This window comes from Bradyrhizobium sp. MI1.3 (assembly GCF_055811695.1).
Window position 1 is genome coordinate 1 of record NZ_JBVVPQ010000004.1, and the last position, 21,057, is coordinate 21,057.

20 protein-coding genes are annotated in these 21,057 nt (G+C 65.3%); 13 read left to right on the forward strand and 7 right to left on the reverse strand.

The genetic code is table 11. The annotated features are described in order from the left end of the window. Positions 1-85: 85 nt before the first annotated feature. Both AC0L3A_RS03375 and AC0L3A_RS03380 read right to left on the reverse strand, forming a co-directional pair. Positions 86-694 carry a CinA family protein gene (locus AC0L3A_RS03375; protein WP_219684280.1) on the reverse strand — a complete coding sequence of 203 codons (609 nt, stop codon included), beginning with the start codon at positions 692-694 and terminating at the stop codon, positions 86-88. A 3-nt stretch (positions 695-697) separates the two neighbouring features. Then, positions 698-1,879 (reverse strand): bifunctional 2-C-methyl-D-erythritol 4-phosphate cytidylyltransferase/2-C-methyl-D-erythritol 2,4-cyclodiphosphate synthase, encoded by a 1,182-nt coding sequence (locus tag AC0L3A_RS03380; protein WP_354128230.1) that lies wholly within the window; start codon positions 1,877-1,879, stop codon positions 698-700. A 281-nt stretch (positions 1,880-2,160) separates the two neighbouring features. Between AC0L3A_RS03380 and dusB the strand changes: the two genes are divergently transcribed. From dusB to ntrC, 3 genes are read left to right on the forward strand one after another with little or no spacing between them, the layout of a single operon-like run. Continuing rightward, complete coding sequence (gene dusB, locus AC0L3A_RS03385; protein WP_219684284.1) at positions 2,161-3,162, forward strand: tRNA dihydrouridine synthase DusB; 1,002 nt, start codon at positions 2,161-2,163, stop codon at positions 3,160-3,162. Continuing rightward, a complete protein-coding gene (locus AC0L3A_RS03390; RefSeq protein ID WP_007591135.1) occupies positions 3,159-4,334 on the forward strand; it encodes a two-component system sensor histidine kinase NtrB in 1,176 nt (391 codons plus the stop codon). The genes dusB and AC0L3A_RS03390 overlap by 4 nt, the downstream gene beginning before the upstream one ends. A 9-nt stretch (positions 4,335-4,343) precedes the next feature. Beyond that, positions 4,344-5,786 (forward strand): nitrogen regulation protein NR(I), encoded by a 1,443-nt coding sequence (gene ntrC / locus AC0L3A_RS03395; RefSeq protein ID WP_007591133.1) that lies wholly within the window; start codon positions 4,344-4,346, stop codon positions 5,784-5,786. 167 nt (positions 5,787-5,953) lie between these two features. Here the strand turns inward: ntrC and AC0L3A_RS03400 are convergent, their stop codons facing one another. After that, positions 5,954-6,100, reverse strand: a complete 147-nt coding sequence (locus tag AC0L3A_RS03400; RefSeq protein ID WP_219684372.1) for a hypothetical protein — start codon at positions 6,098-6,100, stop codon at positions 5,954-5,956. A gap of 173 nt (positions 6,101-6,273) precedes the next feature. Here AC0L3A_RS03400 and AC0L3A_RS03405 point away from each other — a divergent pair, with 173 nt between their 5' ends. The 4 genes from AC0L3A_RS03405 (at position 6,274) to hflX (ending at position 11,934) form a co-directional block, all read left to right on the forward strand. Then, a complete protein-coding gene (locus tag AC0L3A_RS03405; RefSeq protein WP_219684285.1) occupies positions 6,274-8,667 on the forward strand; it encodes a sensor histidine kinase in 2,394 nt (797 codons plus the stop codon). A gap of 15 nt (positions 8,668-8,682) precedes the next feature. Continuing rightward, complete coding sequence (gene ntrX, locus AC0L3A_RS03410) at positions 8,683-10,053, forward strand: nitrogen assimilation response regulator NtrX (protein WP_007591127.1); 1,371 nt, start codon at positions 8,683-8,685, stop codon at positions 10,051-10,053. A gap of 238 nt (positions 10,054-10,291) precedes the next feature. Then, the gene (gene hfq / locus AC0L3A_RS03415) at positions 10,292-10,540 is read left to right on the forward strand and encodes an RNA chaperone Hfq (RefSeq protein ID WP_007591126.1); all 249 of its coding nucleotides are present in this window, start codon (positions 10,292-10,294) and stop codon (positions 10,538-10,540) included. 11 nt (positions 10,541-10,551) lie between these two features. Continuing rightward, positions 10,552-11,934 (forward strand): GTPase HflX, encoded by a 1,383-nt coding sequence (hflX, locus tag AC0L3A_RS03420; RefSeq protein ID WP_007591124.1) that lies wholly within the window; start codon positions 10,552-10,554, stop codon positions 11,932-11,934. Positions 11,935-12,124: 190 nt separating this feature from the next. Here the strand turns inward: hflX and mazG are convergent, their stop codons facing one another. Next, the gene (gene mazG, locus AC0L3A_RS03425) at positions 12,125-12,985 is read right to left on the reverse strand and encodes a nucleoside triphosphate pyrophosphohydrolase (protein ID WP_007591123.1); all 861 of its coding nucleotides are present in this window, start codon (positions 12,983-12,985) and stop codon (positions 12,125-12,127) included. Positions 12,986-13,124: 139 nt separating this feature from the next. Here mazG and queC point away from each other — a divergent pair, with 139 nt between their 5' ends. After that, on the forward strand, positions 13,125-13,838 hold the full coding sequence (gene queC, locus AC0L3A_RS03430; RefSeq protein WP_219684288.1) for a 7-cyano-7-deazaguanine synthase QueC: 714 nt from the start codon (positions 13,125-13,127) through the stop codon (positions 13,836-13,838). Between the two features lie 147 nt (positions 13,839-13,985). Here queC and AC0L3A_RS03435 read toward each other — a convergent pair whose 3' ends face one another. The 3 genes from AC0L3A_RS03435 to nthA are packed head-to-tail and all read right to left on the reverse strand — an operon-like array spanning position 13,986 to position 15,648. After that, positions 13,986-14,366, reverse strand: coding sequence for a nitrile hydratase accessory protein (locus AC0L3A_RS03435; RefSeq protein WP_007591121.1), 381 nt, complete (start codon positions 14,364-14,366; stop codon positions 13,986-13,988). Beyond that, complete coding sequence (gene nthB, locus AC0L3A_RS03440) at positions 14,366-15,025, reverse strand: nitrile hydratase subunit beta (protein WP_007591120.1); 660 nt, start codon at positions 15,023-15,025, stop codon at positions 14,366-14,368. The genes AC0L3A_RS03435 and nthB overlap by 1 nt, the downstream gene beginning before the upstream one ends. Beyond that, positions 15,022-15,648, reverse strand: coding sequence for a nitrile hydratase subunit alpha (nthA, locus tag AC0L3A_RS03445; RefSeq protein WP_007591118.1), 627 nt, complete (start codon positions 15,646-15,648; stop codon positions 15,022-15,024). The genes nthB and nthA overlap by 4 nt, the downstream gene beginning before the upstream one ends. 62 nt (positions 15,649-15,710) lie before the next feature. Here nthA and AC0L3A_RS03450 point away from each other — a divergent pair, with 62 nt between their 5' ends. The 5 genes from AC0L3A_RS03450 (at position 15,711) to AC0L3A_RS03470 (ending at position 20,948) form a co-directional block, all read left to right on the forward strand. Beyond that, entirely contained in the window at positions 15,711-16,469 is a 759-nt protein-coding gene (locus tag AC0L3A_RS03450) for a hypothetical protein (RefSeq protein WP_219684289.1), read from the forward strand. A 33-nt stretch (positions 16,470-16,502) separates the two neighbouring features. Then, positions 16,503-17,309 (forward strand): enoyl-CoA hydratase/isomerase family protein, encoded by an 807-nt coding sequence (locus AC0L3A_RS03455; protein ID WP_007591115.1) that lies wholly within the window; start codon positions 16,503-16,505, stop codon positions 17,307-17,309. Between the two features lie 114 nt (positions 17,310-17,423). Next, complete coding sequence (locus AC0L3A_RS03460) at positions 17,424-18,896, forward strand: DASS family sodium-coupled anion symporter (protein WP_007591112.1); 1,473 nt, start codon at positions 17,424-17,426, stop codon at positions 18,894-18,896. 230 nt (positions 18,897-19,126) lie between these two features. Then, entirely contained in the window at positions 19,127-20,293 is a 1,167-nt protein-coding gene (locus AC0L3A_RS03465) for a methionine ABC transporter ATP-binding protein (RefSeq protein WP_354128231.1), read from the forward strand. After that, the gene (locus tag AC0L3A_RS03470) at positions 20,283-20,948 is read left to right on the forward strand and encodes a methionine ABC transporter permease (protein ID WP_219684292.1); all 666 of its coding nucleotides are present in this window, start codon (positions 20,283-20,285) and stop codon (positions 20,946-20,948) included. The genes AC0L3A_RS03465 and AC0L3A_RS03470 overlap by 11 nt, the downstream gene beginning before the upstream one ends. Positions 20,949-21,057: the final 109 nt, after the last annotated feature.

A 21,057-nucleotide genomic window follows, 5' to 3' on the forward strand; every position in this document is an offset into this window, starting at 1 on the left:
CCCCCCCCCCCCCCCCCCCCCCCCCCCCCCCCCCCCCCCCCCCCCCCCCCCCCCCCCCCCCCCCCCCCCCCCCCCGCTACGGGAGTCACCCCCGCGGCGAGCGCGGAGTCCTGCGTTTGACGGCGTGCCGGCGCGGCGAGCGTGTCACGCGGGGGCGCAGGCGGGTTACCGCGGCTTCACGGCGCGGCTTGGCCTGGACTGGGCCGCGGGCGAGATCCATCAGCATGCGCAGCGCCTCGACCACCGAGCGCTGGCGCACGGCGGAACGGCCGATCGCGCCAAAGCGATGCTCGCGGTGAACGATGCGTCCGTCGCGCGCGGCGGCGGCGAAGTGGACGAGGCCAACCGGCTTGCCAGGCGTGGCACCGCCAGGGCCGGCAATGCCGGTGATGGCGACCGCAAGATCGACGCCGGCACGCTCCAGCGCACCGACCGCCATAGCTGTTGCGGTCTCCTTGCTGACGGCGCCGAAATTCGCAAGCGTGCCGGCCTCGACGCCGAGCATGGCGCGCTTGGCATCGTTGGAATAGGTGACGAAGCCGCGATCGATGACGTCTGACGAACCGGGGATGTCGGTCAGCGCGCCCGCGACGAGACCGCCGGTGCAGGACTCCGCGGTCGCGATCGTCAGCTTGCGCATCCGGCACAGATCGAGCAGCGAGCGGGAGAGGGCGCGTGCGTCGCTGCCAGCCATGGCCTAGACACTCCAGGGCAGACGGATGGTGGCGCTCGCGGTGGCCGCGATGCCTTCCTCGCGGCCGGTGAAGCCGAGCCGCTCGCTGGTGGTCGCCTTGACCGCGACCCGGGAAATGTCGACGCCGGAAATCTCGGCGATGCGCGCGCGCATGGTGTCGCGCAAGGGACCGATCTTCGGCCGCTCGCAGATCATGGTGACCTCGAGATTGGCGATGCGGCCGCCGCGCTGGGTGACGCGCTCGATGGCGTATTGCAAAAACTGGTCGGAGGAGGCGCCTTTCCACTTCGCGTCGCTGGGCGGAAAGTGCGATCCGATGTCGCCGTCAGCGAGCGCGCCGAGGATGGCGTCGACCAGCGCATGCAGGCCGACATCGCCGTCGGAATGGGCCAGGAAGCCTCTGGTGTGCGGCACGCGCACGCCGCAAATCATGAGATGGTCGCCCTCGCCGAAGGCGTGCACGTCATAGCCCGTGCCGGTCCTGATGTCGCCGAGCAGGCTGGCCAACCGCGCTTCCTCGCGCACGAAATCCTCGGGAGTGGTGAGCTTCATATTGGCAACATCGCCTTCAAAGGTTGCAACCGTCAATCCCGCCCATTCGGCAATCGCGGCATCGTCGGTGAAATCGCTGCGCCCGTCCTTGGCCGCGCGACGATGCGCTTCGAGGATGACGTCGAAGCGAAAGGATTGCGGCGTCTGTGCGATCCGCAACCGCGCCCGGTCCGGCGTGTCCTCGACATTGCCGTTCTCGCCGGTGACCTTGATGGTGTCGGTGACGGGAACGACGGGGATCGCGGCGCCGGTGCGGCTGGCCGCATCGATCGCGCGGGTGATCACGCCTTCCGAAACGAAAGGGCGCGCGGCGTCATGGATCAGGACGATGTCGGGCTTGTGCCTGGCGAGCGCTTCAAGCCCGGCGAGCACCGAGGCCTGCCGGGTCGCGCCGCCATTGACCGGAGCCTCGTGGCTGAGCCCTGCGACCGCTGCCGTGAACATGGCGCTGTCGTCGGGGTTCACGACCGGTTGAACCGCGAACACGTCCGCATGACGGCTGAAGGCCTCCATGGCGCGATAGATCACCGGTACGCCGCCGATCTCGCGATATTGCTTGGGGCCACCGGCGCCTGCGCGCAGGCCGCGTCCGGCCGCGACGAGAACGACCGCCGTGCGCTGTGATTTCGCCATAGGACTCAAATACTCATTTGATGATGAAGAGAGTCGGGGGTGGGGTGATTGCCGCATGCCTCTAGCACGGCAGGCCCGCAAAAAAAGGGGGTTTCCCCGGATTGTGGGAAACAGCATTTTGCTGCACTGCACTTGAAAGATCGGCAGAACTGTCTAAACTGTAGGCATGACGCTTGACTGCACAAGAATTGTGCGCAAGATAGGTCATGGCAGGCGCGATGAGGCGCTGCCAACGCAACGAGACCCCTGTGACCGGCTCGGCAGTATCTGGCTTTAAGCCATTGAAGATAGGCGATATTGATGTCGCCACCCCGGTCTTCCTGGCGCCGATGTCGGGGGTGACTGACTCGCCCGTCCGCCGGCTGGCCGCGGAGCTCGGCGCCGGTCTCGTCGTCTCCGAAATGACGGCCAGCGACGAACTCGCCAATGGCCATCATATGTCCCGGTTGCGCTGCGAAGCCACGGGTATTGGTCCGCACGTGGTCCAGCTCGCCGGCTGTGAGACGCACTGGATGGCAGAGGGCGCCCGGATCGCTGAAGCCGAAGGCGCAGATATCATCGACATCAACATGGGCTGTCCGGCCCGTCACGTCACCGGCGGCCAGTCCGGTTCCGCCTTGATGCGCGACCTCGACCACGCCGTGAGCCTGATCGAAGCGACGATCGCGGCGGTGAAGGTGCCCGTGACGTTGAAGATGCGGCTCGGCTGGGACGACCGCACCCGCAACGCACCGGAACTGGCGCGGCGCGCACAGGCATCAGGCGTCAAGCTCGTCACCGTGCACGGCCGCACCCGCTGCCAATTCTACAAGGGCGAGGCCGATTGGGACGGGATCCGCGCCGTGCGCGACGCCATCTCCATTCCGCTCGTCGTCAATGGCGATATCACGACTTACGAGAAGGCGCTCGCGGCGTTAGAGGCCTCCGGCGCCGATGCCGTGATGATCGGCCGCGGTGCGCAGGGACAGCCCTGGCTGCCCGGTGAGATCGGCCGGCGCCTGAAGGGCGGGGCGGCGGAAGCCACGCCGTCGCTCGAGACGCAGCTGCATTATGTCCGCACGCTCTATGAAGGCGTCTGCGCGCTCTACGGCCTGCGCGTCGGTCTGCGGCACGCACGAAAACATCTCGGCTGGGCCCTCGACGTCGCGGCCGATGTGAGCCGTGCGCCGGCCGAGAAGCTGAAATCCTGGCGCCAGAAAATCCTCACCTCGGAGGATCCGCGCCTTGTCCACCGGTCACTGCAAGATGCCTTCGACGACTTCGCATGGAGCGCCGCTGCATGAGCTCAGCCGCTGAACATCGTCGGCCGTTTCCGTCCGACAGCGATGCCATCCTGGACGCACTGCCCAATCCGACGCTGATGATCGGGCCGGACGGCAAGATCGTCGCCGCCAACATCGCAACCGAAGCCTTCTTCGATATCTCGACGCAGTTCTTGAAGCGGCAGTCGCTGAAAGAGCTGGTGCCGTTCGGCAGCCCCTTGCTGGCGCTGATTGACCAGGTGCGTTCGTCGAACGCACCGGTCAACGAATACAAGGTCGATCTGGGCACGCCACGCATGGGCGGAGACCGCCAGGTCGATCTGCACGTTGCCCCCGTCACGGAACGGCCCGGCCACATCGTGGTGATGCTCCAGGAGCGCTCCATCGCCGACAAGATGGACCGCCAGCTCACCCATCGCAGCGCCGCGCGCTCGGTGATCGCGCTCGCCGCGATGCTGGCGCATGAAATCAAGAACCCGCTCTCCGGCATCCGCGGCGCGGCGCAGCTCCTGGAGCAGCAGGCCTCCTCGGAAGACCGCATGCTGACGCGGCTGATCTGCGACGAGGCCGACCGCATCGTGACTCTGGTCGACCGCATGGAGGTGTTCGGCGACGAGCGCCCCGTGGTGCGCGGCCCCGTCAACATCCATTCGGTGCTCGATCACGTCAAACGGCTGGCGCAGTCCGGCTTTGCCCGCAACATCCGCTTCGTCGAGGACTACGATCCCTCGCTGCCGCCGGTGCTGGCGAACCAGGACCAGCTCATCCAGGTGTTCCTCAACCTCGTGAAGAACGCCGCCGAAGCGCTGATCGACGTTCCCGACGGCGAAATCCAGCTCACCACCGCGTTTCGTCCCGGCGTGCGCCTGTCAGTCCCCGGTCAAAAATCCCGTGTATCCCTGCCGCTCGAATTCTGCGTGAAGGACAACGGACCAGGCGTGCCGGACGATCTCCTGCCAAATCTGTTCGATCCCTTCGTCACCACCAAGCAGACCGGCTCGGGTCTGGGCCTCGCGCTGGTCGCAAAGATCATCGGGGACCACGGGGGCATCATCGAATGCGAATCTCAGCCGCGGAAGACCACCTTCCGCGTGCTGATGCCGATGTATTCCACATCGGTGAAACATGCCGATCAAAGCAGTCGCGACGGCTCTGCCGGGAAGTCGTCGTCTGCGTCACAGGGGGCAAAATGAGGATTAACGATGCCCGCAGGTAGTATTCTCGTTGCTGATGACGACACCGCCATCCGCACCGTTCTCAATCAGGCACTATCCCGCGCCGGCTACGAAGTGCGGCTGACCGGCAATGCCGCGACGCTGTGGCGCTGGGTCAGCCAGGGGGAGGGCGATCTCGTCATCACCGACGTGGTGATGCCCGACGAGAACGCGTTCGACCTGCTGCCGCGGATCAAGAAGATGCGGCCGAATTTGCCGGTCATCGTCATGAGCGCGCAAAATACCTTCATGACGGCGATCCGGGCCTCCGAGCGCGGCGCCTATGAATATCTGCCGAAGCCCTTCGACCTGAAGGAGCTGATCGCCATCGTCGGCCGTGCGCTGGCCGAGCCCAAGGAGCGGGTCGCGACGCCGAACGACGACGCCGAGATGGAGGCGATCCCGCTGGTCGGCCGCTCGCCGGCGATGCAGGAAATCTATCGCGTGCTGGCGCGGTTGATGCAGACCGACCTCACCGTGATGATCACGGGCGAGTCCGGTACCGGCAAGGAGTTGGTGGCGCGCGCGTTGCACGATTACGGCAAGCGCCGCAACGGCCCGTTCGTCGCGGTCAACATGGCGGCGATCCCGCGTGACTTGATCGAGTCCGAACTGTTCGGCCATGAGCGCGGTGCCTTCACCGGCGCCAACACCCGCGCCTCCGGCCGGTTCGAGCAGGCCGAGGGCGGCACGCTGTTCCTGGATGAGATCGGCGACATGCCGATGGAGGCGCAGACCCGCCTGCTGCGCGTGCTTCAGCAGGGCGAATACACCACGGTCGGCGGCCGCACTCCGATCAAGACCGACGTGCGCATCGTCGCGGCTTCCAACAAGGATCTGCGAGTCCTGATCCAGCAGGGCCTGTTCCGCGAAGATCTGTTCTTCCGCCTCAACGTCGTGCCGCTGCGGCTGCCGCCTTTGCGCGAGCGCATCGAGGATCTTCCGGATCTGATCCGTCATTTCTTCGCGCTGGCCGAGAAGGACGGACTGCCGCCGAAAAAGCTCGACACGCTGGCGCTGGAGCGGATGAAGCAGCACCGCTGGCCGGGCAATGTGCGCGAGCTCGAGAACCTCGCCCGCCGCCTCGCGGCGCTCTATCCGCAGGATGTGATCACCGGCTCCGTCATCGACGGCGAGCTGGCGCCACCCACGGTCAGCCCGGGTGCCGCAGTCCAGCATGGCGTCGACAATCTCGGCGGCGCCGTGGAAGCGTATCTCTCCTCGCACTTCCAGGGCTTCCCGAACGGCGTGCCGCCGCCGGGCCTCTATCACCGCATCTTGAAAGAGATCGAGGTGCCGCTGCTGACGGCCGCGCTCGCGGCGACCCGCGGCAACCAGATCCGTGCCGCCGATCTGCTCGGCCTCAACCGCAACACGCTGCGGAAGAAGATTCGGGATCTCGATATCCAGGTGTATCGGAGCGGGGGCTAGCCTTTCCGCAACGGACGGTGGCTCAGCTCCCCCTACCAAGCGGAGCTGAGCCTGTCCGGATCGCGCTGGCCGTTGTGGCTGACGCGGTGAGCAGAAGTCCCGATCGGACTGAAATGTTCCGCCGGAACATTCAAATGGTCATTCAGCCGCGGGACGCGGCCTCACACCTATCTGACAAATCGGCCTGATACCTGTATCGCGCTGGCGACGTTCGCATTGGGCTCCTGCACCCCGACACCATTGACCAGCAGGTCGGCCGCCACGATCAGCAGCAGCACGGCCGACACCATCATTGCGAGAAAGAACCTGTGCATCCCCGTCAAGCCGCTGGGGCCGGGATGCGTTCCCGCCCTCCGGCATGTCGCTGTGGATGCGCGGGTCAGTCGCGGCGTGGGCGCCGCGGAATTGTCGCAATTCGGCAACAATGTGGTACGAATACATCAGTATCCGCCCGCCGCGGACCCCGTTTTCAGCACCCATTGCCGGAATGACCAGCGCAGACACCTCGGCCGCATCCTTTGACACGGCCCCAGCGGAAGAGCCCCGGCGTTGGTCGGCGCGACGCTGGCTGGCGCCGTTCGCCGTGGCGTTGGCCCTGCTGTCGGCCTGCCTGACGTTCCTGGTCCTGACCGGCCTCACGTCGATCGAACCGACCCCTGCGGTTGTCCGCTCGTTCTATCTGATCAATGCGGCCACGATCCTGCTGCTGGTCGGCATCATCATCCGCGAACTCTGGCAGCTGATCCTGGCGCGACGGCGGGGTAGGGCGGCGGCGCGCCTCCATGTCCAGATCGTCAGCCTGTTCTCGATCGTGGCGGTGCTGCCGGCGGTGCTGGTCGCCGTCGTCGCCAACGTCACCATCGAGCGCGGCCTCGACCGCCTGTTCTCCGGCCCGACCAAGGAGGTGATCCAGAATTCGCTGACGATCGCGCGCGCCTACATGCAGGACCACGCTCAGCTGATCCGGGGCGACATTCTCGGCATGGCCAACGACATCGCCCACGCCCGGCCGCTCTACGACCAGGATCGCCGCTCGTTTCGCGAATTGCTGACCTCCAGCGCCGCCTCGCGCAACCTGCCGGGCGCGATGATCATCGACAAGAACACCAACATTCTCGAATCCGCCGACACCGGCATGCGGCTGGCCTATTCGCCGCCGGCACCGGACTTCCTCAGCAACGTCAACGAATCCGAGCCCGAAATCGCGGTGCTGCCCGATGCGAGCTTCGTCGCCGCGGTGGTCCGCTTGCGCGCCTTCAGCGACACTTTCCTCTACGTCGCGCGGCCGCTCGATCCGAATGTCGTCAACCAGCTCAAGCAGACCGAGGTCAGCGTCGCCGAATACGCCCAGATCGAGTCGCGCCGGCTCGGCATCCAGGTCGCGTTCGCGCTGATGTTCGCGGTGATCGCGCTGACCATCCTGATGGCCTCGGTGCTGATCGGCCTCAACTTCGCCAACTCGCTGGTCTCGCCGATCCGGCGGCTGATGAACGCAGCCCAGACGGTGTCGACGGGCGATCTCCACGTGAAAGTGCCGGTGCACCAGTCGGAAGGCGACCTCGCCCAGCTGGGTGAGACCTTCAACAAGATGACGGAGGAGTTGCGCAGCCAGCGCGACGAGCTCGTCAACGCCAGCGACCTCATCGACAGCCGCCGCCGCTTCATCGAGGCGGTGCTGTCGTCCGCGAGCGCCGGCATCATCGGCGTGGATAATTCAAGCAGCGTCGGCATTCTCAACCGTTCCGCCGAAAAGCTGATCGGGCACTCCGAAGCCGAGACGCTCGGCCATCCGCTCTCCGACGTGCTGCCCGAGCTCGAAGAGATGATGAAGAGCGCGCGGGAAGGGACCCAGCGCCTGGTGCAGGGGCAGATCACGATCACGCGGGACGGGCAGGAACGCAATCTGTCGGTCCGCGTCAGCGCCGAGAAGACCAGCCAGCCGCACGACAGCTACATCATCACGCTCGACGACATCACCGAGCTGGTCTCGGCGCAACGCACCTCGGCCTGGGGCGATGTCGCGCGCCGCATCGCGCATGAGATCAAGAACCCGCTGACCCCGATTCAGCTCTCCGCCGAGCGCATTCGCCGCAAATTCGGCAAGGACATCACCGAGGGCAAGGACAAGCAGATCTTCGAACAGTGCACCGACACCATCGTGCGTCAGGTCGACGACATCCGCCGCATGGTCGACGAGTTCTCGCGCTTTGCACGGATGCCGAAGCCGGTGATGGAGGGTGAGGACGTCGCCGACGCAGTGCGGCAGGCGGTCTTCCTGATGAAGGTCGCCCACCCCGAGATCGATATCGAGGCCGAGTTCAAGGAAGATCCGCTGCGCGCCCAGTTCGACCGGCGGCTGATCTCGCAGGCGGTCACCAACATTGTCAAGAACGCCACCGAGGCGATCGAGCAGGTCCCCCTGGAGGAGCTCGGCAAAGGCCGGATCGACGTCGTGGTCTCGCGCGAGGGCGAGGACGTTCTGATCGACGTCGTCGACAACGGTATTGGCCTGCCCAAGGTGGCGCGCTCGCGCCTGCTCGAGCCCTATGTGACGACACGCGCCAAGGGCACCGGCCTTGGGCTCGCGATCGTCGGGCGCGTGCTGGAAGACCATGGCGGGCGCATCGAACTGAAGGATGCCTCGGATTTCCGCGAGGGCCAGCGTGGCGCCTGGATGCGGATGCGTTTTGCGATCTCCGGCGCTCCCGCGAAAAGCGAGGGGGCCGAACCGGCAGCCGAGGCAACGGCCAAGCCGGACATCGGCGAAACGGCCACGCAATCCGTCAAGGATCCGGAAACAAAACAGGCGGCCGCCGAAACCAAAGAGCCGGCTGAAAAGACCAATGATTCAACGAAGATCGAAGCCTCAACAGGCAGCTGAGAAAACAGGCGACACATGGCAAGTGAAATTCTGATTGTCGATGATGAGGCCGATATTCGGGATCTCGTTGCGGGCATCCTCGAAGACGAGGGCTTCGTGACCCGGACCGCGCGCGACAGCGATACGGCGCTCGCCGAGATCGCCAACCGCAGGCCGCATCTGGTGTTCCTCGACATCTGGCTGCAGGGCTCCAAGCTCGACGGCTTGCAGCTCTTGGAGCAGGTCAAGAAGGACAACCCCGATCTGCCGGTCGTGATGATTTCCGGCCACGGCAACATCGAGACCGCGGTCGCCGCGATCAAGCGTGGCGCCTACGACTTCATCGAGAAGCCGTTCAAGACCGACCGGCTGATCCTGGTCGCCAACCGTGCACTTGAGAACTCGCGGCTCAAGCGCGAGGTCAAGGAGCTGAAGCAGCTCGCGCCGAGCGCAAGCTCGCTGGTCGGCCGCTCGCCCAGCATGAACCAGCTGCGCCAGACCATCGAGCGTGCGGCCAAGGCCAACAGCCGCATCCTGATCGTTGGCCCCGCCGGCGCCGGCAAGGAACTGACCGCCCGCACGTTGCACACGGCCTCGGGCCGCGCCGACGGCCCCTTCGTCGTCATCAACGCCGCTGCGATCACGCCCGAGCGGATGGAGCACGAGCTGTTCGGCATCGAGCAGTCCAACGGCGAGCACGCGCGCAAGCCCGGCGCGCTCGAAGAGGCCCACGGCGGCACGCTGTTCATCGACGAGATCGCGGACATGCCGCGCGAGACCCAGAACAAGATCTTGCGCGTGCTGGTCGAGCAGTCGTTCCAGCGCGTCGGCGGCAACGGCAAGGTGCAGGTCGACGTCCGCATCATTTCCTCCACCGCGCGCAACCTCGAAGAGGAGATCGCGGCCGGCCATTTCCGCGAGGACCTCTATCATCGGCTCTCGGTGGTGCCGATCCGCGTGCCCGCGCTGTCGGAGCGGCGTGAGGACATTCCGGAATTGATCGACTATTTCATGGAGCAGATCTCCGCGGGCAGCGGCCTGCCCAAGCGGCAGATCGGGCAGGACGCGATGGCGGTGCTGCAGTCGCATGTCTGGCCGGGCAATGTGCGCCAGCTCCGCAACAACGTTGAGAGAGTCATGATTCTGGCCGCGGGCGGGCCGGAGGTCATCATCACGGCCGACATGCTGCCGCAGGACGTCGGCTCCATGGTGCCGGCGATGCCGACCAGCAACAATGGCGAGCACATCATGGGCCTGCCGCTGCGCGAAGCGCGCGAAGTGTTCGAGCGCGACTATTTGATTGCACAGATCAGCCGTTTCTCAGGAAATATTTCTCGCACGGCCGAGTTTGTTGGCATGGAACGCTCGGCACTGCACCGGAAGTTGAAGGCGCTCGGCGTCGGCTAACGCTGCGACGTCGTTCGAATAGGCGAGGAAAATCATCGATTTCCGTAGTTTTTCGGGGCAATACGGCATGGGCTGCCGCGTGAAGCGGCTTGCCTAATAAGCCTACCTGTCCTCTAATTGAACCGCTGTCCCTCCGAGGGGGATCTCATGAGGGACGGCAACCGGACGAGGACCCCGAATTTTCAAAAGAGGGCCGCAACCGGCGCAATAAAAAGAAACTCAAAGCGAGAAAAAAACAATGGCGGCAGACCGCGCACAAAACCTGCAGGACACCTTCCTTAATCACGTTCGCAAAACCAAAACGCCACTGACGATCTTTCTGGTCAACGGAGTGAAGCTCCAGGGCATCGTGACCTGGTTCGACAATTTCTGTTTGCTGCTTCGGCGCGACGGTCACTCGCAGCTCGTCTACAAGCATGCGATCTCGACCATCATGCCGGGCGCTCCGATCCAGTTGTTCGAAGGCGGCGAGGACCAGCCGGCTTGAGAGTGATCTGATTGGAACCCCGGAATTTCGACGGGGATGTCGACCGTCCGCGGTCGGCAGGGGATAAGCAGACGGGGCGGGTGCTTGTCATCGGTCCCTATTTGCGGGTGCGCGCAGGCAATGCCGACGCGCAATCGGAAGCTCATGTCCTGCGTGACGCGGAAGCCCGGCTCGACGAAGCCGCCGGCCTCGCACGCGCGATTGATCTCGTCGTTGCCGACGCAATCATCGCGCCGATCAGCCAGATCCGCCCCGCGACCTATATCGGCAAGGGCAAGGTCGAGGAGATCGCCGCGCTCGCCAAGGGCCTCGATGTCGAGCTCGTGGTGATGGATTGCGCGCTTGCGCCGATCCAGCAGCGCAATCTCGAGAAGGAGCTGCAGGCAAAGGTGCTCGACCGCACCGGCCTCATCCTGGAAATCTTCGGCCGCCGCGCCAAGACCAAGGAAGGCTCGCTCCAGGTCGAGCTCGCGCACCTCAACTACCAACGTTCGCGCCTGGTGCGCTCATGGACCCATCTCGAACGCCAGCGCGGCGGCTTTGGATTCATGGGCGGTCCCGGCGAGACCCAGATCGAAGCCGACCGCCGCCTGATCCAGGAGCGCATCTCCAAGCTCGAGGGCGAACTGAAGAAGGTGCAGGCCACACGCCGCCTGCATCGCGCAGGCCGCCAGCGCGTCCCGTATCGCGTGGTCGCACTGGTCGGCTACACCAACGCCGGCAAGTCGACGCTGTTCAACCGCCTGACCCGCGCCGACGTGCAGGCCGCCGACATGCTGTTCGCCACGCTCGATCCGACCCTGCGCGCGCTCACCCTGCCGCATGGCGGCAAGGCGATGCTGTCGGACACCGTCGGTTTCATCTCCAATTTGCCGACGCAGCTCGTCGCCGCCTTCCGCGCCACGCTGGAGGAGGTGCTGGAAGCCGACGTCATCCTGCACGTGCGCGACATCTCGCACGACGACGCCGAGGCGCAGCAGAGCGACGTCGACGCCGTGCTGCGCCAGCTCGGCATCAATCCCGATGATTCAGGCCGCATCATCGAGGTCTGGAACAAGATCGACCGTTATGGTCCCGAACAGCGCGAAGAACTTTTGAACATCGCCGCGCGCAGGCCGGAGGATCATCCGGCGATGCTGGTGTCCGCTGTGTCGGGCGAGGGGGTCGACGCACTGCTCGCCGCAATCGAGGAGCGCTTGGCGGCCAAGCGCATCACGCTCGATCTCTCGATCGATGCCTCCGACGGCGCCGGCATCAGCTGGCTGCATCGGAATTCCGAGGTGCTGGCGAAAGAGCTGCACGACGGCCGCTTCGACATGACGGTACGGGTGGACGAGACCAAGCGGGATATCGTGGTGAACAGGTTCGACGCCGTGCCGCGACTGTCCGCGTAGACGCCGTCGCCCGCCAGTGAGTTGAGCTAACTGCTGCCTCAAGCAACGCTGTCGTCCCGGACAAGCGTAAGCGCAGATCCGGGACCCATAACCACAAGCGGCTGGAATTGGCACGCTGGTAGCTCCAGCGTGGTTCAACAATGTGCATTCGGGGTAATGGGTCCTGGCTTTCGCCAGGACGACGCTCGAGCTAGGAGCGGGCTTGGTTGCTTTTCTCCGCCGGCGCAGCGCTTTTCGCCTCACCTTTCGCCTCATTCCACAGCGCGTCCATCTCCGCGAGCGATGCCTGCTCCAGCGTCCGCCCCTGCGCCTCCAGCGCCCGCTCGATATAGGCAAAACGCCGCTCGAACTTCGCGTTGGTCGCGCGGAGCGCGGCTTCCGGATCTGCATCGACATGGCGGGCGAGATTGACCAGCGCGAACATCAGGTCGCCGGTCTCTTCCGCCAGGCCCTCGCTGTCGTTGCGGTCGAGTGCTGCCTCGATCTCATCGGCTTCCTCGCGGATTTTTGCCAGCACCGCGCGCGGATCGTTCCAGTCGAAGCCGACGGTGGAGGCCTTGCGCTGCAGCTCCATGGCGCGCGTCAGGGCGGGCTGGCCGGCCTTGACGCCCGAGAGCAATGATTTGTGCGGCGGCATTTGTTCCGGCGGCCGGCGCGCGGCGCGCTCGGCTTTCTCCTCGGCCTTGATGCGATCCCAGACTTCCTTGACGTGGGAGGAGGCGAGGTTGCCGTCCTTGTCGGCGAAAACGTGAGGATGGCGCCGGATCATTTTTCGCGTGATGGCCTCGACGACATCGCCAAAAGCAAAGGCGTTCTGCTCCGACGCCATCTGGGCGTGGAAGACGACCTGGAGCAGCAGGTCGCCGAGCTCCTCGCAGAGATCGTCGAGATCGCCGCGGCTGATGGCCTCGACTACCTCATAGGCTTCCTCAATCGTATAGGGCGCGATGGTCGCAAAATTCTGCTCGAGGTCCCAGGGGCAGCCGGTCACCGGCGTGCGCAGCGCCGCCATGATCTCGATCAGGCGGGAAATGTCGCGGGAAGGGGTCATTGCGGGGCAGTCTCCTGGCTCTCAAGCCTTATGCCAAAAGCGAGCCCCCGTTCCCAGCGTAGCGCGGCGGAACAGGGTGATTTCCACCGGTTGGCGGGCCGGATTGGCGAGCCGCGTGCGCAATGCTAAAGCGCGGGCCATGAGCGACGCATTTTCATCCGAAACCGCGCTGGTGCTGTTCTCCGGCGGCCAGGATTCCACCACCTGCCTCGCCTGGGCGCTGAATCGTTTTGCGCGCGTGGAGACGCTGGGGTTCGATTACGGCCAGCGCCACGCCATCGAGCTGGCCTGCCGCGACCGGCTGTTCGACGGCATCAAGGGCCTGCGCGCGGATTGGGCTTCCAGGCTCGGCGAGAGCCACACGCTGTCGATCCCGACGCTGGCGGCCGTGTCCGAGACGGCGCTGACGCGCGACGTCGCGATTGCGATGGGCGCCGACGGCCTGCCGAACACGTTCGTGCCCGGCCGCAACCTGGTGTTCCTGACATTCGCCGCGGCGCTGGCTTACCGGCGCGGCATCAGTCACATCGTCGGCGGCATGTGCGAGACCGACTATTCCGGCTATCCCGATTGCCGCGACGACACCATCCGCGCCATGCAGGCCGCGCTGTCGCTCGGCATGGCCCGCAAATTCGAGCTGCATACCCCGCTGATGTGGATCGACAAGGCCGCGACGTGGAGGCTCGCCCATGACCTCGGCGGCGACGGGCTGGTGGACCTCATCCGCGAGCAGTCGCACACCTGCTATCTCGGCGAACGCGGCGCGCAGCATGATTGGGGCTACGGTTGCGGCGAGTGCCCGGCCTGCAGCCTGCGGGCGAAGGGGTGGCGGGAGTATGTGGCGGGGCGGTGACGCCATAGACTCGGTGTCATCACCCGCGAAAGCGGGTGATCCAGTACTCCGAGACGATAGTGATAATCGCGAGGCCGCGGCGTACTGGATTCCCCGCCTTCGCGGGGAATGACAGTGTTGGTTGGGGTGAGGGTGTACCCAAAGCGACTATTGCGCAAAATCCTCAGCCTTCAGCTCGATCGGCTTGCCGTGCGGGGTGCGATCTGCCGCGTGATCCCACGCGTCGCGGTAGCGATGCAACGTCTCCGCAGACGCAACGCCCTTGCGCGCGACGAGACCCTCCAGCGTGGCGAGCCAATGGAGATAGTAGGTCTCGCCCGTATCGGGATCGCCGGCCGCCTGCGCGCGCTTGATCTCGGAGGCCAGGGCTGCCGCCCATTCGGGCCAGGTGAATACGCCGCGCTCGTGCAGCGTCAGCGCCATCGCAAACGCGTGCGCCTCCCAGGGTGCGCGGAACACCGGGCCGTCATCATCGCGCGGAATGCTCGGGATCGCTGCCGTCGCGGCAGCAGCAGCCGTGCTGCTCATCACGCCGGGTCCAGATACGGCTCGAACGCGTCGATCGAGACTTTCGAGGTTGGATCGCCATCCGCACCCCAGAGATCGCGGCCCTCGAACACGACCGTGTAGAGCCATTGCGGATTCTCGCCGAGCTCCATCGCCGCCGAGTCCGGAAACACGTGGCAGCCATGGTTCAGCTCGACAATTCCGACGTGGCCACGCACATAGCGCGGCAGGCGGGTGTGGGTTGCGGGATGAATGTTCTTCGTACGAACCTTGTCGCCGATCTTGAATTTCGCCGGCGCCGGAGCAGGACGGGCGAACTTGCCGCGCACCATGATGCGCTCGACCTGGCCGAGATCGAATTTGCCGTGCTTGAGCGCCTTGGCCGGCTGCATAGCGTGGCCGGCGGCGACTTCCTCCCGGGTGAGATAGCCTTTCTCGATCAGCATCTCCTCGAGCCCGAGAAACCATTTCTTGTAATAGGAGCTCGAGAGATAGACATGCGGCGGGATCGTCTCGCGATAGAAGCGCGAGGTGTCGATGTTGAAGGCGCCGGCCGCGCCCATCGCACGCACCATGGCGAGAACACGCGACTCCCATTCCTCGTGGAACACCGGCTCGTTCGGCTCGGGCTCGACCTTGCCGAAGCCGTCCATGCCGCCCATGTCGTGCACGCCGTTCATGACGGCGCCCCGGGCGCCTTGGGAAAGCCGGTGCCGATCATGGAATCGCGCGTGACCAGCTCGGCGAGCTGCTCCTCGCTCCAGCCGTCTGTGCCCGCGGGGCGCATCGGCAACACAAGAAAGCGCGTTTCGGCGGTCGAATCCCACACCCGGATTTCAACGTCCTTGGCGACCTGCACGCCGAAATCGGCGAGCACGCCGCGCGGGTCCTTCACCGCGCGTGAGCGATAGGGCGCGGCCTTGTACCAGACCGGCGGCAGCCCCAGCATTTCCCAGGGGTAGCAGGAGCACAGCGTGCACACGACCATGTTGTGACGCTGCGGCGTGTTCTCGACCACGACGAGGTGGTCGCCGACGCGGCTGACATGGCCGAGCGTGCCGATCGCCTTCGAGCCGTCCTCCAGCAGTGCCGTCTTGAACGCCGGATCGCTCCAGGCCTTGGCGACGACGCGCGCGCCGTTATGGGGACCGATCCGGGTCTCATAGGCCTGGATGATGGCGTCGAGCGCGGCCGGCTCGACATAGCCTTTTTCGGTCAGGATCGTCTCGAGCGCGCGCACGCGCAGCTCGGTCTCCGACAGCTCGGAATGGTCGTGATCGTGGTGATGATGATGGTCGCTCATGAGGCAAAGATAGTCCCAGAATCCGGGCGTTGTCGAGGCGAAGACTCTGCTAACATCACACCATGGGCTGGGCTGCAAGAACCGGAATAACCGCCGCAATCGCGGCTCTTGGCGCATTCGCGGCGCAGGATGCGCGCGCCGCGAATGGCGCCTATGCGGTCGATGCCGCCGACATTTCCGAGGTCGGCTCCTGCAAGGTGGAGAGCTGGATGTCGACGGCTTCCAACACGGATTTTTCGGCGGTCGCCAATCCCTCCTGTGTTGTCGACCCCTTCCGGCCGATCGAGCTGAGCCTGCAGACCATCCGGGCCCGCAGCGATGGCGACTGGAGCACGACGGTCGCTCCAAAAGCCAAGACGAATTTCATCCCGACCGGGATCGGCCGGTGGGGATTGTCGGCCTATGGCGGCGGATCGTTCGACGCGGCGACCGGCGATGCGCTATCCGCCTTTGCCGTCGTCCCCGCGACCTTCCGCCTGTCGGAGACCATGCGCATCAACGTCAATGGCGGCTGGCTCTGGGATCGCACGGTGGATCGCCACTACCTGACCTACGGCATCGGCTTCGACTGGAAATTCACCGACACCTTGCAATGGACGATCGAGGCTTACGGGCAAGCCGGCGCCTCCGAGATCGCAAGCGCCGTGCAGCCGCGTTTCCAGACCGGTGTCCGCTACCGACCGAACGAGATATTCTCCGTCGATGTGATCTACGGCCGCAACATCACCGGCGAAAATGCCAACTGGATCACCATCGGCACCACGATCCGGTTTCCGGTCCATGGAAGCGAACCCGAACATCGGCGTACCGGGCATCTGTGAGCGCCAGGAAGACCAAGACCAGGGGAGTTTGCGTTGCCTGACTATGTCAAGATCGAGAAGGGCCTCGGGCCGGAGGGGCGGATTGCGGTGGTGCGGTTCGACCGCGGCGATGGCATCAATGCGCTGTCGCCGGAGGCGCTGCGCCAGCTCACCGCGGCCGCGCGCAGTTTTGAGGATGACGCCGCGACCTCCGTCGTGGTGCTGACAGGCAGCGCGGACGCGTTCAGCGCCGGCTTCGACCTCAAGGATGCCGAAGGCCGCTCGCGCAAGGAGATGGACCTCGGCACGCTGCGGCGGCATCTCAAGCTCGGACCGCGCCTGACCCACGCCTGGCAGGAGATGGAGCAGATCACGATCGCCGCCATCGAGGGCTTTTGCGTCGGCGGTGGCGTGGCGCTGGCCGTCGCGCTCGACTTTCGCGTCATGGGACGCGATGCCCATCTGCGCGTGCCCGAGATCGGGCTCGGCATGAACATGAGCTGGCAAAGCATTCCGCGCATGCTGCATCTGATCGGCCCGGCTCGCACCAAGCAGGCGGTGATCCTGGCCGATCAGCGCATCAGCGCGGATGAGGCCTATGCGTGGGGCCTGGTCGAGCAGGTGGTCGATCCCGGCCATGCGTTCGATGCCGCGATGGAGCTTGCGCGCAAGGTGGCAGCGCAGCCGCCGCTCTCCGTCGCCATGACGAAACTCACGGTCAACCGGCTGGCGCACGCGCTGGATAATCTCGCCAGCCACATGGACGTCGACCAGTTCGCCCTGGCAAGCCTCAGCGAGGACCACAAGGAGGGCGTCGAGGCGTTCCTGACGCGACGCAAACCGAAGTTCAGAGGGCGGTAGAAACAGGCTGGGGCCATTGATTGCGCCGCGGACTATCCGTATACGCGGCGCTGGGACAAAATAGGCCCGATCAACGGGCCGGCAAACGACAATGACGATCGAGGGGGAGGGCCCATGACCACTAGCTCGCAGGCGCCTGAGGCGAAAGGGTTTCGCTGGAAGCTGATCGCGCCGCTCGCGGTGTGGCTGGTGATCTATCTGTTTCCGGTGCCGGCAGGGCTCAACGTCAATCAGTGGCACTATTTTGCCGTCTTCGCGGCCGTCATCACCGGGCTCATCCTGGAATCGATGCCGGTGGGCGCGGTCGGCCTGATCGGGCTGACGGTTGCCGGCGTCGGCGGTTATATCGATCCCGACCCGACCAAGTCGCTGCGCTGGATGCTGGCGGGCTTTGCCGAGAGCACGGTGTGGCTGATCGTCGGCGCCTTCGTGTTCTCGATCGGCTATCGCAAGAGCCAGCTGGGCCGGCGTATTGCGCTCGTGCTGGTGCAAAAGCTCGGCAGCAACACGCTTGGCCTCGGCTATGCGGTGGCGATATCGGACTTCTTGCTGGCGCCGGCGACGCCGTCCAACACCGCGCGCAGCGGCGGCATCGTCTATCCCATCATCAGCAACATCCCGCGCATCTACGGCTCCGAGCCTGGACCGACCGCCGGCAAGATCGGCACCTACGTGATGTGGACCGCGTTCGCGTCGACTGCCGTCACCAGCTCATTGTTTTTCACCGCGCTCGCACCCAATGCGGCGGCGCTGGCCATCGCCAAGAAGACCGTCGGAATCGACGTCAGCTGGGCGCAATGGTTCTTGGGCTTTGCGCCGCTCGGCCTCCTCCTGATGGTGCTGGTCCCACTGCTCAGCTACGCGGTCTGCCGCCCCGAGGTGAAGAGCAGCCCGGAAATTTCCGAATGGGCATCGAAGGAGCTCGCGGAGATGGGCCCGATGTCGCGCAACGAATGGATCATGCTGACGCTGATCTTGCTCGCGATGTTCCTGTGGATCGCGGGCTCGAGCCCGGACATCCGCGTGCCGCTTCTGGGCTCGAATTTCGTCAACGCCACCACCGTCGTGTTCATCGTGATCTCGCTGATGCTGGTGACGGGCGTGATCGAGTTTGCCGACATCGTCGCGGAGAAGAGCGCCTGGGAGGTGTTCTTCTACTTCACCTCGCTGCTGACGCTGGCCTCGGGTCTCAACGAGATCGGCTTCATCAAATGGTTCGCCACCGAATATGCAAAGCCGCTCGCCGGGCTGTCGCCGTCGACCGCGATGCTCCTGCTGGTCGCGCTGTTCTTCTGGATCCACTACTTCTTCTCGAGCATCACCTCGCATGCCGCCGCCGTGCTGCCCGTGGTGCTCGCGGTCGGATCCGGCATCCCCGACCTGCCGGTCACGACGCTCGCCATGCTCTGCATGTATTCGCTCGGCCTGATGGGTGTGATCTCGCCTTACGCCACGGGGCCGGCGCCGATGTATTTCGGCAGCGGTTATATCGGCAAGGGTCAGTTCTGGGGCTTTGGGCTGATCTTCGGGATGCTCTATTTCGGGGGGCTCCTGCTGATCGTATGGCCTTGGCTGAGGGTCACCTGAGCCGGGCGGGAGGCCAACACCGCGGCAGATGAATTTTCTTCAGCGGGGAGACATTTGGAAAACTTCGTCCAACTCCCCACAAATATCTGACATTGCAAGAGTGACCTGAAAGGGCGATGGTGCCTGCTGCGGTGCAGCGCGCTCCAGCCGAGTCCTCGTCGCAGTTTCACTCTCCGTCGCTTGATGCGACCGGTTCCCGGATGCCCCAAGGGCGAGCGGAACTATTGTGCATGAAGGCCGCCTCCATGAACGTCCACCCGTCGCTCGCGATCGGACAGCCGATCGAACAGCTTGATGCGATCTCAGGTCGCGCGATCTCACCTGCCGCGACTGCGCCTGACGCGATGGTCCGCTTCGAAGGCATCTCGAAAACCTATCCAGCCTATCGCGGCAAGCCCGGCGTTAATGCCCTGCAAAACATCGACTTCGCAATCCCGCGCGGTTCGATCACCGGAATCATCGGCCGCTCCGGCGCCGGCAAATCGAGCCTCGTCCGGCTCATCAACGGCCTGGAGAGGCCGACCACCGGCCGCGTCGTCGTCGATAACAGAGATATCTCGGCGCTCACAGGCCGCGAACTGCGGCTCGCGCAGCGCTCGATCGGCATGATCTTCCAGCACTTCAACCTGCTGTCCTCACGTACCGCAGCCGCCAACATCGCACTGCCGCTCGAGATCGCCGGCTGGGCCAAGGCCGATATCCGTGCCCGCGTGGCCGAGCTGCTGGCGCTGGTGGGCATCGCCGACAAGCACGACCGCTACCCGTCAGAACTCTCCGGCGGCCAGAAGCAGCGCGTGGGCATTGCCCGTGCGCTCGCGACCCGGCCGAGCGTGCTGCTGTCGGACGAGGCGACCTCGGCGCTCGATCCGCAGACCACGCGGGCGATCCTCGATCTGCTCGCGAACATCAACCGCGAGCTCGGCGTGACCGTCGTGCTGATCACCCACGAGATGTCCGTGGTGCGCCAGCTCGCCAAGGACGTCGTGGTGCTCGATGCCGGCCGCGTCGTCGAGAGCGGCCATGTCGCCGACATCTTCACTCACCCCAAGCATCCGATCACGCAATCCTTCCTGGCCGAAGTGATCGGAGACAGCCTGCCGGTGTCGCTGGCGAGCCGGATCGTTTCGGCGCCGCCTGCGGGCGGGCAGGCGGTGATCCGCGTCCAGGTGCGCGGGGCAGGGGCCGGCGACACGCTGGTGGCGCGGCTCGCGCGCGAACTCGGCCTCGACGTGTCGCTGCTGTCGGCCCGCATCGACGAGATCGGCGGCCAGCATGTGGGCTCGCTGACGCTTGGTATCCCTCTCGGCATGTCCAGCGGCGAGGACGCGACGACGCGCACGCTGGCCTGGCTCTCACAATTTCAATTTCCCGCGGAGCGTCTCGGCTATGTCGCCTGAACTCATCAACCTGATCGTCCAGGCGACCGGCGAGAGCCTGTACATGGTCGGGCTCGCGGCGCTGATCGGCACCGCCTTCGGCCTGCCGCTCGGCGTCTTTCTCGCGACCAGCCGGAAAGGCGAGCTGTTCGCGGCGCCCGTCGTCAATCGCGTACTCGGCATCGTCGTCAACGCGACGCGGTCCACGCCTTTCATCATTCTGGTCGTCGCCATCATCCCGTTCACGCGGCTGGTGGCCGGCACCTCGATCGGATCGACGGCCGCGATCGTGCCGTTGACGATCGCATCGGCGCCGTTCATCGCGCGCCTGGTCGAGGCCGCGATCCGCGAGGTCGATGGCGGCCTGATCGAGACCGCATCCTCGTTCGGGGCCTCGCCGATGCAGATCGTGTTCAAGGTGCTGATCCCCGAAGCGCTGCCAGGTCTTCTGCTGGCGCTGACGCTCGCGGTGGTCAGCCTGCTCGGCTATTCCGCCATGGTCGGCGCCGTCGGAGGCGGGGGCCTGGGCGATCTCGGCATCCGCTACGGCTATCAGCGCTTCATGCCGGAGATGATGCTGGCCGTCGTCGTGGTGCTGATCGCGCTGGTGCAGCTCGTGCAGAGCGCCGGCGATTATCTCGCGCGCCGGGTCAATCGCCGTCTGCGACATCACTGACGCCGTTTTAGACATTTCGAACAAGCAGGTTCTTGTCGGTCTGGAAGCATTCCAGACTTCGAGACACGACTGAGCGCATTCGTCGCACGCGTTGCGCACGCGTCTGGAG

Coding starts and splice junctions, on each gene's coding strand:
- AC0L3A_RS03375 (WP_219684280.1), bottom strand. CDS start 694: ATGGCTGGCAGCGACGCACGCGCCCTCTCCCGCTCGCTGCTCGATCTG.
- nthA (WP_007591118.1), bottom strand. CDS start 15,648: ATGAGCGACCATCATCATCACCACGATCACGACCATTCCGAGCTGTCG.
- ntrC (WP_007591133.1), top strand. CDS start 4,344: ATGCCCGCAGGTAGTATTCTCGTTGCTGATGACGACACCGCCATCCGC.
- AC0L3A_RS03380 (WP_354128230.1), bottom strand. CDS start 1,879: ATGGCGAAATCACAGCGCACGGCGGTCGTTCTCGTCGCGGCCGGACGC.
- AC0L3A_RS03460 (WP_007591112.1), top strand. CDS start 17,424: ATGACCACTAGCTCGCAGGCGCCTGAGGCGAAAGGGTTTCGCTGGAAG.
- AC0L3A_RS03405 (WP_219684285.1), top strand. CDS start 6,274: ATGACCAGCGCAGACACCTCGGCCGCATCCTTTGACACGGCCCCAGCG.
- nthB (WP_007591120.1), bottom strand. CDS start 15,025: ATGAACGGCGTGCACGACATGGGCGGCATGGACGGCTTCGGCAAGGTC.
- AC0L3A_RS03450 (WP_219684289.1), top strand. CDS start 15,711: ATGGGCTGGGCTGCAAGAACCGGAATAACCGCCGCAATCGCGGCTCTT.
- mazG (WP_007591123.1), bottom strand. CDS start 12,985: ATGACCCCTTCCCGCGACATTTCCCGCCTGATCGAGATCATGGCGGCG.
- ntrX (WP_007591127.1), top strand. CDS start 8,683: ATGGCAAGTGAAATTCTGATTGTCGATGATGAGGCCGATATTCGGGAT.
- queC (WP_219684288.1), top strand. CDS start 13,125: ATGAGCGACGCATTTTCATCCGAAACCGCGCTGGTGCTGTTCTCCGGC.
- AC0L3A_RS03470 (WP_219684292.1), top strand. CDS start 20,283: ATGTCGCCTGAACTCATCAACCTGATCGTCCAGGCGACCGGCGAGAGC.
- AC0L3A_RS03435 (WP_007591121.1), bottom strand. CDS start 14,366: ATGAGCAGCACGGCTGCTGCTGCCGCGACGGCAGCGATCCCGAGCATT.
- AC0L3A_RS03400 (WP_219684372.1), bottom strand. CDS start 6,100: ATGCACAGGTTCTTTCTCGCAATGATGGTGTCGGCCGTGCTGCTGCTG.
- hfq (WP_007591126.1), top strand. CDS start 10,292: ATGGCGGCAGACCGCGCACAAAACCTGCAGGACACCTTCCTTAATCAC.
- AC0L3A_RS03465 (WP_354128231.1), top strand. CDS start 19,127: ATGAAGGCCGCCTCCATGAACGTCCACCCGTCGCTCGCGATCGGACAG.
- AC0L3A_RS03390 (WP_007591135.1), top strand. CDS start 3,159: ATGAGCTCAGCCGCTGAACATCGTCGGCCGTTTCCGTCCGACAGCGAT.